This window comes from Streptomyces sp. RB17, from assembly GCF_009604455.1.
Classification (GTDB): domain Bacteria; phylum Actinomycetota; class Actinomycetes; order Streptomycetales; family Streptomycetaceae; genus Streptomyces.
Map to the genome: position 1 here is coordinate 23133 of NZ_WEGL01000019.1, position 12207 is coordinate 35339.

Genomic DNA, 12207 nt, shown 5'->3' on the forward strand with positions numbered 1-12207 from the left:
ATCATCACTTCATCCCGTCGGCCCTGTCAACGCGACACACGCAATCGATCGCATGACCCACGTCGCTGTGAGACAAGGAGCGAGCCAACCCGCGCCAGGTGCGCAGTCGTGAGGCCATGCTGGCCGCGGCCACCGAACTGCTCACCGAGGGCGGGCTGGAGGCCGTCACGCACCAGGCGGTGGCCGTCCGTGCCGGGGTCGGCCGGGCAACGGTCTACCGCCCCTGGCCCGACCTGCTCGGACTCCGCCTGGCCGCGCTGGAGGCCGGAATGCCGCCGATTCCGCCGGCACCGGCGGAGATGCGTGCCGAGCCGCGCGCCGAGCTGATGCACTACCTGCTCCGGCTCGGCGAATGGCTCGACGACACCCAGGCCGGAGCGGTCCTCGCCGCCGTCCTGGGCGGGGCGCAGCACGACGACGGTATGCAGCATCTGCGGCAGACGCTCTTGAACCAGATCGTCGACGCGTTGCGCCCCGCCGTCGCCGCGGCCGTCGAGCACGGCCGGCTCCGCGCCGACGTTACGGCTGAGATGTTCGCGATGACCACCGTCGGGCCCCTGGTCTACCAGCGTTTCCTTGTGGGCTCAACGCTCGGCTCAGAGACCGTGGACATAGTGGTGGACGCCGCGCTGCGGGCGTGGGCGCCATAGAAGCGTCGTCCCCTCGATCCCGCCCCGCCGTCCCGGAGACGCGCAGGTCGCGCAGGGTGAGGCTGCCGCTTCCCGAGAGGGCCGCGGCGATGCGGTTGTTGCCCGCCGACAGCTACGGCCTCATGGGCTTGCCGGTGACCCCGCCCCTGCTGGACGCGACGGTGTCGGCGCGGAGTGCGTCGGGAAGGGCTGCCCGCTTCGTCAGGAGTCTTGCGGGAGGAGGCTCTTTGGGCGGGCGGTCAGCCGGACCCGTGGCTGTGGTCGAAACGGCGAGTCGATGCCGGAAAGGACCGCCCGTGCATGCCACTTCGGCCACCGGACGGACCATGGACGAGATACCGACGGCTCAGCGCACGGCGACCTCGTGCTGCTTCTGCTCTGCCTCGTCCTCCCCACGCCCGGGAAGCCTCGCCCCCTCGATGTCGACGTCGGGCGTGATCCGTTCGAGCCAACGGGGCGGGCCCCAGGCGCGGCGGCCGAGCAGGGCCATGACCGCCGGGACGAGGGTCATGCGGACGACGAAGGCGTCGACGAGGACACCGAACGCCAGGGCGAAGCCGATGGACTTGATGATCGGGTCGTGGTTGAGGACGAAACCGCCGAAGACCGCTGCCATGATCAGCGCGGCGGCGCTGACGACCCGGCCGCTGCGGGCGACGCCGTGGGTGATGGCCTCGGCGGCGTCACCGGTGTGCTCGTAGTGCTCGCGCATCCGGCTGACGAGGAAGACCTCGTAGTCCATGGCGAGGCCGAAGAGGACACCGATCAGCAGGACCGGCAGGAAGCTCGTGACCGGGCCGGGGCTGAAGCGGGCCCACCACTGACCGGGCGCAGCTGCGGAGGCGGCTCGCGCAACGAGGCATGCCGGCCGACGCGGAGTCGCGTGAGGTCCCGGCCGACGACGATCCTGTCTGCGGAATCCGCGCTGGGCGCGCCGCCCTGGGACTCCGCAACGCGGTTCCGCGTTCCCATTCACCTCGCCGGAAGATGTGGCCACTGACGATGGACTGGAGTGGTCACTCAAGGAGCGCTGGTTGCGCGGCCCATCCTGACGGTACGAGGAGGCACTGACAGCGCACTCCAGGAATACATGGACTCCTCCGGGCGAGTGCAATCGCAAAGTCAGCGCGCCGGGAAGCGTGACAGGAACACGGAGCGTATGAGGCGCCGACTTCATCGTGGCGCCAGCGCAGCCGATCTCACGGCGAAGCCGCACCGGAGCGCTCCAGTGCGGCTTCGCCGTCTCACGCCTCCGCGCAGATACCCCGTCAGGACGGACCTCGAAGGGGCCTCCCCGTATCACCCGCCTATCACACTGCCCCTATGACGAGGGTTGCGGCTGCACAGGTCTGACCAGGTAGCAGAACGAACGCCAGCCGCTGGGCCTGACCCGGTCCGTCCAAGGACGCGCCCTCCGACTCATCCAGGCACTGATCACCGCCGCCGAGGCCGAAGGACACACCTGTTCGGCCGGCCGAACCGGCTTCGCACCCCCGTCTCATCGCCGCCGCAGGGCAAATCCTCACTTCACCATCACCGCGCAGGGCCAGCCAGTGGGGTTTCTCGTCCTCCAGGAACAGGACCGGACCGAGCACGTCGCCACCGAGAAGGCACTCGCCGAGGCCGAGAAGCACTCCTGGGTCAGAATCCCCCGCTACGACTGCACCCCGTCCGAACGCCTCCGCATCATCCTCAGCGGCGGCCAGCCACACCGGGCGAGCGAATGGGCCGACGCTCCCGGCCGCGCCCTCGAAGAGCGGCTCGCCGAGATCGCACAGGAGGTCACGCTTCGCGGCCAAGCCGCCGAACGCAGACGCCAGGACGAGGCCGAAGCGGCACGCCAGAAGCGCATCCGCTGGGAAGCCGCCATGGAACAAGCCCTCATCCGGTACGCGGAGGCGTACCGGATGAGGCACCTGGAAGCTCAGGAAGCGGCATGGCGCCAGGCCACCCGACTGACCCAATACGTGAGCGCCGTACGCACGCGAGTCGAGGCCATGCCTCCGGGCCAGGCCAGAACCGAAGCCGAGGAATGGATCAGCTGTGCAGCGACCACCGTTGAGCGCCTCGACCCATTGAACACACCAGCCCGGCTGCCCGACATTCCCAACCCACGGGCCGACGACCTGAAACCCCTCCTCGGGCACTGGAGCCCTTACGGCCCCACCTGAACGCCCGCACCGCACGTGGTGCGCACACACAACCGCAGTCCAGGAGCTCTTCGCGGCCGGTTCAAGGATCGCGGCACACCGACGTGGTGGGTCATAGGAAACATGTCGGCCTGCGCCCGCCACGAGAAAGAGCAGGTCAGACGTGATTTTTCGACTCGCTGCGCGGTGCGCGGGCATCCGGAGCGTCACGGCCGACAGCCCTTTCCTCATACGGGGGGCTGAACCAGCAACACCGATTCGCCTGGCAGGCGGCAGCCCGCTCACTCGAGACGCCGAGCTCGGGGCGTGATCAATGAGCGCGCGATATGGACTGTTCGGACCAGATGGTCTTGTGGTTCTGGCCATGGCGGCAGCCCCAGCGCTCGGCGAGTCGGGCGACGAGGAACAGGCCGCGTCCGCCCTCGTCGGTGATGCGGGCGCGGCGCAGGCGGGGCTGGGTGCTGCTGGAGTCGGTGACCTCGCAGATCAGGACGTTGTGGCGGATCAGCCGCAGCTCCGCCGGCGGACGGCCGTAGCGGATCGCGTTGGTGACCAGCTCGCTGACGATGAGTTCGGTGGTGAAGAGCAGGTCGTCCAGTCCCCACAGGGTGAGTTGCCGGGTCGTCCATTCCCGGGCCCGGGAGACGGCTGCCGGATCGGCCGGGATCTGCCAATGAGCGGTGTGCTCCGCGGGTACGGCGCGGGTGTGAGCCAGTAGCAGGGTCGCGTCGTCACGCGCTTCTTCGTCCACCAGGTCGGCGACGATTGCCCGGCCGGTCTCGTCCAGAGTGCGGTTCGAGCGGTGGGAAGTGGTGAGCGCATGGGTCAGCCGTCGGAGCCCGCCATCGGTGTCGTCGTCCGCCCCTCGATCGACCAGGCCGTCGGTGTAGAGGGCGAGAACGCTGCCTGGCTCGAGGTCGATCGTGGTGGTCTCGTACGGCATGCCGCTGACGGCGAGTGGTGGTCCGGGGACGATGTCGACTGTTTCGGCGGTCCCGTCGGGCCGGACCAGGACGGGCGGCGGGTGTCCGGCACTGGCCATGGCGCAGCGTCGGGTGACCGGGTCGTAGACCGCGTACAGGCAGGTGGCGCCGACGGTGTCGTGTTCGTCGGACGGTGCTTCGGCCGCAAGGCGCTGGACCAGGTCCGCGATACGGGTGAGCACCTCGTCCGGTTCCAGTTCGAGGTCTGCGAGTGTCTGGATGGCGGCGCGCAGGCGGCCCATGGTGGCGCTTGCGCGTATGCCGTGGCCGACCACGTCTCCGGCGACGAGGGCCAGCCGGAGGGAGGGCAGGGCGATGGCGTCGTACCAGTCGCCGCTGGTGCCCGCTCCCCCGCTTGCGGGCCGGTAGACGCCGGCGGTCTCGGCTGCAGGAGTGTCGGTCGTGGCCGGAGGAAGCAGGCTCTGTTGCAGGGCCATGGCCGCCCGGTGCTCGCGCGTGTAGCGGCGGGCGTTGTCGATGGCGAGTGCTCCCCGGGAAGCGATCTGACGCATGAGATCCGTCTCGTCCTCGGTGAAGGGTTCGGACAGGCCGGTGCGCCAGATCACGATCGCGCCGAGGGCGAGGCCGCGGGCGTAAAGGGGGGCCGCCATCACCGCATGGGCGTCGTGCGGGATGAGGTGTTCGGCCAGGTGCGGGCCGCCGAGCAGGGCGGCGAAGTCGTCCCGACTGCAGACGACTGTCTCGCCATGCTGGAAGCTGCGCAGGAGGGGGTGGTCGGACAGCGGGGGGGCTAGGGTGCCGTGCTCGATGCCGGCGGGCCATGCTGCGGTGGCGGGCGCCAGGCCCGCGTTGCGCAGATGCAGATCTCCGCCGCCCAGCAGCTCGGCGGGCTCGTCACCGTAGAAGACGGACTGCGCGAGGTCGACTGCGGCGAGTTCACCGAAAGCGGGTACGAGTACGTCCGCAAGGTCCTGCGCGGTGCGCACGACGTCCAGGGAGCCCCCCACCCGCTCGGCGACCTCGCGGGCGAGATCCAGCTGCCGGCGGGCGCGCAGCTCAGTGTCGTCGATGTAGAGCGCTGCGACCCCGGTGGGACGTCCGCGCGCGTCCTCCAGGCGGAAGGCGGACAGTGACAGCGCGTGCCGCCGCGCCGGACGGTGCCGCAGGCTCACTTGCCAGCTCGTGCGGACCACTGGGACGCCCGTCTCGAGCACCTGACGCAGTACCGCCTCGAGGTTCGCTGCGTCTTCGGCGCACAGCACGTCGCACAGTCGGGTGCCGGGCTGCACTGGACGGCCGTCGAGAGCGTCCTGCGTGACATTCGTCTGCACGGTGGTGAGGTCCGTGTCGTGCAGAGCGATGGTGATCCGGTGCTGTGCGGACAGGGCCCGCAGAAGCGCCGCGCCGTGCTGATGGTCGGCGACGTGATGAGTGGCCGCCGCCAGCACGAGGAACTCCGCCGAGGTGCCCAGCCTTGTGGTCCGGAAAGTGACGTCGACGGTGTGGCCGCACCGGTGCCACAGCCGTACCTGGCCGAACGCCGGCACGTGTGGGGCCCTGCTCAGGTCGTCCGGGAGGTCGGCCACCAGTTCCCGCACGGGGCGGCCGTGGACATCGTCGGCGGGGAACCCCGTCAGATCCTCTGCTGTCCCGGTCCACCCCACCACCACGCCTCGATCGTCGAGCACCGCGGCTGCCAGGCCGTCCAAGGCGGCCACCCTGCCGCCGGGATCGGCACCGGAGTCGCTCATCGCTTCTTGGGGGGCGCCTGCCGAGTCGGCGTTTTCACCGTTCACTGCGTGGTCCATGTCTCTGGCTTCCTTGTGAGAGCCTGCTGCTACGGGATACCGGCATGCGCGGACGTTCGCTGTCGGCCGCCCGGCTCGCCGACGGGTCACCGGGCGCCGGCCGTGGTGGGCAGGTCCTGTTCGGCCCAGACGACCTTTCCGTCCGTTGCGGAGCGGGAGCCCCACCGGCGCGAGAGCTGTGCGACCAGGTGGAGGCCGCGGCCGTGCTCGTCGAGCGTGTGGGGATGGCGGGGGCGTGGCTGGCCGGTGTTGCTGTCGGAGACCTCGCACGTCAGCACCCGGTGCTGGATGAGCCGTAGGCGGCTCGGGCCGTCGCCGTGGCGGATGGCATTGGTGACCAGTTCGCTGACGATCGACTCCACGGGCGTCACGAGTGGCTCCAGGCCCCATTCCCTGAGCTGACGGGCGGCCAGGTGCCGGGCTGCCGGGACGGTGACCGGTTCGTTCGGCAGGTCCCAGGAGGCGACTTGGGTGGGCTCGAGCGCGCGGGTCCGGGCAAGGAGCAAGGTGACGTCGTCGGCCGGTGTGCGGCCCCGCAGGGTCTGCATCACTCGCGAGCACATGTCCTCCAGGGACGCGCCCGGCTGCGCCAGGGCGGTGCACAGGCGGCGCAGGCCGACGTCGATGTCCTCGTCGCGGGACTCCACCAGCCCGTCGGAGTAGAGGGCGAGCACACTTCCCTCGGGCAGTTCCAGTTCCACGGACTGGAAGGGAACCAGGCCGAGACCAAGGCCGAGCGGGGCTCCGGCGGGCAGGTCGGGGACGGTGACCCCGCCCTGTTCGCCGACGATCAGGGCCGGCGGATGCCCGGCCCGCGCCATCGTGCACCGCCGGGTGACAGGGTCGTAGACGGCGTACAGACAGGTGGCGCCCACCACCGCGGGGGCCTGGCCGGAGTCATCGCTGTCCTCGTCGTTCAGCCGCCGGACCGTGTCGTCGAGGCGCGCGAGTAGTTCGTCCGGCGGCAGGTCGAGGTCCGCGAGCGTGCGCACGGCGGTGCGTAGTCTGCCCATGGTCGCCGCGGCGTTGATGCCGTGGCCGACCACGTCGCCGACGACGAGGGCCACCCGGGCGCCGGACAGCTCGATCACGTCGAACCAGTCACCCCCCACGCCGTGGTCCATGTCGGCCGGCACATAGCGCGAGGCGACCTCGACGGCAGCACCGCCCTGCACCCGATGGGGCAGCAGGTCTCGTTGCAGGGTGAGGGCGGCGGTGCGTTCACGGGCGTACTGGAGCGCGTTGTCCAGACAGAGCGCCGCCCGGGTGACCAGCTCTTCGGCGAGGAGCAGGTCGTCCTCCTGGAACGGATTCTGCTCCTCGGAGCGGCCGAACAGCGCCAGTCCCAGCACGCAGCGCCGCGCGCGGATGGGTACCACCATCAAGGAGTGGACGCCGCTGTCGCGTACCTTCTGCGCCCGCACCGGGTCGTGGTCGACCCAGGGACCGGCATGGGTGTTCAGCACGGGTTCCAGGTAGGACCGGCCCGTGCGCATGGCGGCGGCGAACGGAGAGTCCGGGTGGGCGTGGACCACCTCTTCGCGCACCCACGGCAACTCGAGGGCACCGAGGTCGACGGAGGCCAGACCGGCACGGCGCAGCAGCGGTGGGCGGCCGCTGGTCGTGGCGATCCGTGTCGAGGGCTCGACGCCGAACGGAACCGATTCCACCAGGTCGACGAGGGCGTGGTCGGCCAGCAACGGTACGGCCAGCTCGGCCAGTTCCTGCCCGGTCCGCATCACGTCGAGGGTGCTGCCGATGTGCGTGCTGGCCTCGCTGAGGATGGCGAGGCGCTCGCGTGCCCGCCGGTTTCCGGTGACGTCCACGGTCATGGAGCACACGCCCAGGGGCGTGCCGTCCGCGCCCTGGAGGCAGAAGAACGAGGCCGAGAACGCATGCTCACGGCGCCGGTCGGTCGGCGGCCACGCCCGGTACTCGTGCACCATCGTGGTGCCGCTCTTCAGCACCTGCCGCATCACCACTTCGAGGGCTTCGGCCTCGATGGCGGGCAGCGAGTCCTTCAGGCCGCGCCCGAAGCGTCGGTGACGAGCCACGCCGTCGTGCCGCTCCATGGCGTCGTTCACCCAGACACAGCGCAGGCGCGGGTCATAGACGACGATGCCGATCGGTGCTCGGGCAAGGAGTGACTCCCGCACCGGCCCTCCGGTCGCCCCCGAGGACAGGGAACCTATGTCGGTGACGGACACCAGCCACCGGGTGCCGGCGTCCTGGCCCCACAGCAACGAGACCCGCAGCGTCATCCTGAGCGTGTGGCCGTCGCGGTGGCGGATCGCTGCGGTCCCCGACCAGCCGCCCCGCGCACGGCACTGCTCGGCGAACGCCGACGCCCTATGGGCCTCCTCTGGTGGTGGCAGCACGTGTGCGGCGCACCGGCCCACCACCTCCCCGGCCGAATGACCGACAAGCTGCTGCGCGGCCTGCGTCCACCCCACCACGGTGCCCTCTGCATCGAGGACTGCTATGGCGGCGTCGGGTATCTCACGGTGGCTCACCGGCTCGGGGAGGGGGGTGTGGTCGGTGTACGTCATCGCGGTTCATCCCAATCGGTGCGGAGGTGCGGAGAGCGTCGGCATGTGGCGCGGCGGCTCTGTGTGCAGCGGTGGTGAACGGCGTTGTCCGGTTGAGCGGCACACGTGGGGCATGTGTCCGTATGCGACATTCTGCCCACTTATGATGAAATAGTCAGATGTAATCCTTTCATCGTCAAGCCCCTCGTCGGTATTGATTGAACGATCAGGAGTGTGGGACGAACATCTGCAAGCCCTGGATGATCGGGCTCAGCGCCTAGCTGCAGCGCAGGCAAGCCTGGGACGGCACGGACGGGAAGCTCCCGCACATGCCTGGCTTCTCCGCGGGCGAAGCCCGCGGCAGCGTACGGCGCCCCTTTCCCGGCGTAGCCTGACGAGGACGCCGTGCCCCCTCGGGTTCACAGGTGGATGGGCAGGTGGCGGGGGCCGCGGAGCATGGCGTTCTGCCGGTACGGGGGCGGGTCTTCCACCAGGCGGGCGCTGCCGAGATGGGGAAGCAGGGCGCCGAGCGCGGCATACGCCTCGACGCGGGCCAGGGGTCCGCCGTAGCAGGCGTGGATGCCGCTGCCGAAGCCGAGGTGCTGGTTGTCCGGGCGGGCGGGGTCGAACCGGTCGGGATCGCGGAACCGCATCGGGTCGCGGTTGCCCGAGGCCAGCACCAGAACGACGGACGCGCCTGCGGGGACGAGGGTGGTGAGGGCGCCGTTGGTGATGAGGTTGACCGTGGTCTCGTGTCCGGCGATGAGGAGCAGTACGGCGGTTTCCGCGAGTTCCTCGTCGGTGAGCCGCAGGGCCGGGTCCGGCTCGTTGACGAAGGCGGAGAGCATGTCGTCGCCCGGCTTGCCACGGCGCTGCTCGGCCAGGTTCAACAGGTACCCGCCCATCTCCATCCGTGCCTGGTCGCCGGCCTTGTCCGGCTCGGTGGAGTCGTCGTCGGGCCTGACGTCGGCGGCTGCGACGATCGCGTCTGACCAGGCCCGGAACAGCGGCTCGTCCTCGCGCGGCACGCCGAGCAGCCGGCAGATCACGGTGACGGGCAGCGGGTAGGCGAAGTCGTCGACGATGTCGACCTGGCGGCCCGCCTCGAAAGGCTCCAGCAGTTCCTTGGTGATCCGGTCGATCTCGCCGCGCATGCCGTCGACCCGGCCAGGGCTGTGCGGAGGCCCGAACGGTCGCATGGCCAGGGTGCGCAGCCTGTGGTGCTCGGGGTCGTCGAGCCGCAGGAACGGCGGCTTGCGGGTCACCTCGCCACGGGTGCGGGGATCGGCACTCATCCGTGGGTCGTGGAGCAGAGCGGCGATCTGGTGGTAGCCGCCGATCAGGTAGCTGCCGTCTGCCTGCGGCACCACAGGACCGGCCGCGCGGAGTTCCGCGTACAGCGGATAGGGGTTGGGACGGCTGGCGTAGTCGGTGATCGTGCCAGCAAGGTCGCGGAGTCCATGACGGCTCCTCGTAGGGGCGGGATGGGGGCTACACCACCGTCAGCCGGCGGTCGGGCAGATGACCGGTGAGCGCGACGGTCGGACCGTGGGACAGCACCGACGGATCGGGCACTTCGGAGGGGATCGTGATGTCGGCCGCGATCGCACGGTCCTGCGCGCCGGGCGGGGGCGGGAAGGGAGCAGCCGTCTCGATCAGGTGCCGGTAGTAGTCGAGCACCTTGGCCATGTCGACGGTGACGGCGGCGGTGACCCGGCCCTGGTAGCCGTAGACCATCGCCAGACGGCGCGCCTCCAGGGAACCCTGGGCGATGACCACGTGGTCGGAGTAGGTGGGCACGCCCACCGACTTGATGTTGAGCCCGAACTGAGTCGACCAGAACACCGGGATGGCCAAGTGCGGGCGCTGCAGCGGCCCGGGGTTGACCATGTTGTGGGCCGCCACCTGGGCCTGCTCGACCGCGTTGCCCCAGTGCTCCAGCGACAGCATCTGGTAGCCGAACAGCGGGTGCGGGAAGCGGGAGACGTCACCGGCCACGAAGACGTCGTCGGTGACGATCCCGTACATGTTGAAGGCCCGGCAGCCTGCGTCACAGGCGATGCCGCGCGGGCCCGCCGCCAGCCCCGACTCCGCCAGCCACTCCACATTGCGGATCGCCCCCAGGGCCACGACGCACACGTCCGCCTCGACGCGGCTGCCGTCGGACAGCTGCGCGCCGGTAAAGCTGCCGTTGCCGTTCAGGGCGGTGACCGTCACCCCGGTGCGCAGGTCCACGCCGTGATTGCGCTGCATGACGGCGGCGAGCTTGGACAGGGTGCCGCCGAGCGCGCCCACCAGGGGGGCGGGGCCGCGTTCGGCGACGGTCACCTCAAGGCCCAGTTCCCGGCAGGCCGAGGCGATCTCCGAGCCGGTGAAGCCGCCGCCGATCACCAGCACCCGCTCCGGCCGCGCGGCCAGCCGCTCGGCCAGCCCCGCGCCGTCCTCGCGCGTGCGCAGGGTGAACACCCCGTCCAAGGTGCCTTCGTCCGGGTTGGGCCAGGGCCGCGCGCGGGTACCGGTGGCGATCAGCAGCCTGTCGTACGGCAGCGACTCCCGTCGGCCAGCAGCACCCGCTTCGCCAGCAGGTCCACACCGGTGGCGCGCACACCCAGCCGCCACTCAGCGTCCGGCCCGCCGCATCGGCAGCTCGAGAGTGTCTGCCGTCGCCTGTCGGCCGGTCGTAGGGCGCATGGGGTTCGTCCCCCACCACCGTCAGCGAGCCCGTGAACCCTTCCTCGCGCAGCGCCTCGGCTGCTCTCAGCCCGGCCAGCGACGCGCCGACGATGACGATGCGGCCGTCCTTCAGATCACCGGGCACCGGTGCTCACCTCTTCCCCGAGGAGGATCGCCTGCACCGGGCACTCAGCCGCGGCCTGGCGCACGCGCTCGCCCTGGTTCTCGGGCACGGCTGTGGCGTACAGCAGTCCCTCCTCGCCGTGCAGCTCGAACACCTCCGGCGCGAGGAACACGCACTGCGCGTAGCCCTGGCAGCGTGTGAGGTCGACAACGGTCCGCATCTCCACCACTTCTTCCTCCGTTGTCACACCCCCCTCCTCTCCAGCGTGGGGCCTGGTATTCGGGCCAGCAGAGTGAGGGGGAAGGAGACGAACTCCCGGGAACAGCCTTCCAGTTGCCGAGAATCGTTCAGGTACGCGCCCTTCGGCCAGGTGGTCCGGGTGACCCGAGTCACTGTCACCGCCTCCCCATTTCCATACGTCGTATGGTTATCCTGGCAGGGCGATTCCATACAACGTATGGAACTGCTTGGCGGACAACGCCGCACGACGCCAGGCGCCTCACATCGCCTGCAAAAGCAGCCGTTGGTGCAGATCGCACCAGCCGGAAGGAAAGATCATGAAGAAGCTCACGAAGCGGATTGCTGTCGCCGTTTCCTCCGTGGCGGTCGCGGGTGTCGCCGTTGTCGGTGCCGGGGGCACCGCTTCGGCCGCGACTCCCACAGCTGTGCATGTCCAGCGGTCGGCCGAGGTCAACCCCGCCGACTACCGCTGGGACCACAGCGTGGGTTACCTGACCGAGCAGGGCTACTGCTGGGACGGAAAGCGTGGCTGGCACCACGACGACCATGTCGCCGGCTCCCTCTGGCACAGCCGCGACGGTCGCTGCTACCGCTGGGACGATGAGGGGCGCGGGTGGAAGTCCGACAGGTCCTACCGGCACGACTGGAACCGCTACGAGAGCGACGGCTGGGCCTGGGACCACCACGACTGGAACCGCGGTGACCGGGACTACTTCGGCTGGGACCACCACGACCGGAACCACCGTGGCTGGGACTACTTCGGCTGGGACCACTACGGCCGGAACAACGGTGACCGGTAGGACAGGTCCCGTCTGTACCCCTGAGCGGAGGCCGTACCCCTCGCCTTGATGCCTGTCGGCGGCAGGGATGCGACCGCTGGTCACGGATCAGCGGTCCCCTGACCGCCGCCCGGGCGGGCTGTCGAGCGAGGGCCTGCTCCCCCTCTGAATCTGCCTGCGGCACCACCTCGTGCCTCAGGCGCGCGTCGCCCAACTGCCGCGACGCCACGACCCGCGTGGTCCGCCGATGCTGTCCGGCGGTGAATGCAACCAGAACTGCAACCACGGCACAGCGCATTCGGCCTGGGTAG

The 12207-nt window shown here is 70.1% G+C and carries 7 protein-coding genes and 2 pseudogenes; 3 read left to right on the forward strand and 6 right to left on the reverse strand.

Going from position 1 to position 12207, the window contains the following annotated elements; translation table 11 throughout:
• The first annotated feature begins 98 nt into the window (after positions 1 to 98).
• A complete protein-coding gene (locus tag SRB17_RS42770; RefSeq protein ID WP_323377535.1) occupies positions 99 to 650 on the forward strand; it encodes a TetR/AcrR family transcriptional regulator in 552 nt (183 codons plus the stop codon).
• Between the two features lie 346 nt (positions 651 to 996).
• On the opposite strand, the pseudogene SRB17_RS48755 reads toward SRB17_RS42770, so the two are convergent.
• Positions 997 to 1470, reverse strand: a pseudogene (locus tag SRB17_RS48755) (MMPL family transporter); the annotation flags it as partial.
• A 733-nt stretch (positions 1471 to 2203) separates the two neighbouring features.
• Here SRB17_RS48755 and SRB17_RS45760 point away from each other — a divergent pair.
• Complete coding sequence (locus SRB17_RS45760) at positions 2204 to 2821, forward strand: hypothetical protein (protein ID WP_323377536.1); 618 nt, start codon at positions 2204 to 2206, stop codon at positions 2819 to 2821.
• Positions 2822 to 3110: 289 nt separating this feature from the next.
• Here SRB17_RS45760 and SRB17_RS42785 read toward each other — a convergent pair whose 3' ends face one another.
• The 5 genes and pseudogenes from SRB17_RS42785 to SRB17_RS42805 form a co-directional block, all read right to left on the reverse strand.
• Entirely contained in the window at positions 3111 to 5552 is a 2442-nt protein-coding gene (locus SRB17_RS42785; RefSeq protein WP_153547276.1) for a SpoIIE family protein phosphatase, read from the reverse strand.
• Between the two features lie 86 nt (positions 5553 to 5638).
• Positions 5639 to 8101, reverse strand: coding sequence for a SpoIIE family protein phosphatase (locus tag SRB17_RS42790; protein ID WP_153547278.1), 2463 nt, complete (start codon positions 8099 to 8101; stop codon positions 5639 to 5641).
• 398 nt (positions 8102 to 8499) lie between these two features.
• The gene (locus tag SRB17_RS42795) at positions 8500 to 9516 is read right to left on the reverse strand and encodes a cytochrome P450 (protein ID WP_323377541.1); all 1017 of its coding nucleotides are present in this window, start codon (positions 9514 to 9516) and stop codon (positions 8500 to 8502) included.
• A 55-nt stretch (positions 9517 to 9571) separates the two neighbouring features.
• Positions 9572 to 10898, reverse strand: a pseudogene (locus SRB17_RS42800) (NAD(P)/FAD-dependent oxidoreductase).
• Positions 10888 to 11097 carry a ferredoxin gene (locus tag SRB17_RS42805; protein ID WP_153547314.1) on the reverse strand — a complete coding sequence of 70 codons (210 nt, stop codon included), beginning with the start codon at positions 11095 to 11097 and terminating at the stop codon, positions 10888 to 10890. The pseudogene SRB17_RS42800 and the gene SRB17_RS42805 overlap by 11 nt, the downstream one beginning before the upstream one ends.
• A gap of 337 nt (positions 11098 to 11434) precedes the next feature.
• Here SRB17_RS42805 and SRB17_RS42810 point away from each other — a divergent pair, with 337 nt between their 5' ends.
• Entirely contained in the window at positions 11435 to 11917 is a 483-nt protein-coding gene (locus SRB17_RS42810; RefSeq protein WP_153547282.1) for a hypothetical protein, read from the forward strand.
• Positions 11918 to 12207 lie beyond the last annotated feature (290 nt).

Coding starts and splice junctions, on each gene's coding strand:
- SRB17_RS42785 (WP_153547276.1), bottom strand. CDS start 5,552: ATGGACCACGCAGTGAACGGTGAAAACGCCGACTCGGCAGGCGCCCCC.
- SRB17_RS42790 (WP_153547278.1), bottom strand. CDS start 8,101: ATGACGTACACCGACCACACCCCCCTCCCCGAGCCGGTGAGCCACCGT.
- SRB17_RS42805 (WP_153547314.1), bottom strand. CDS start 11,097: ATGCGGACCGTTGTCGACCTCACACGCTGCCAGGGCTACGCGCAGTGC.
- SRB17_RS42810 (WP_153547282.1), top strand. CDS start 11,435: ATGAAGAAGCTCACGAAGCGGATTGCTGTCGCCGTTTCCTCCGTGGCG.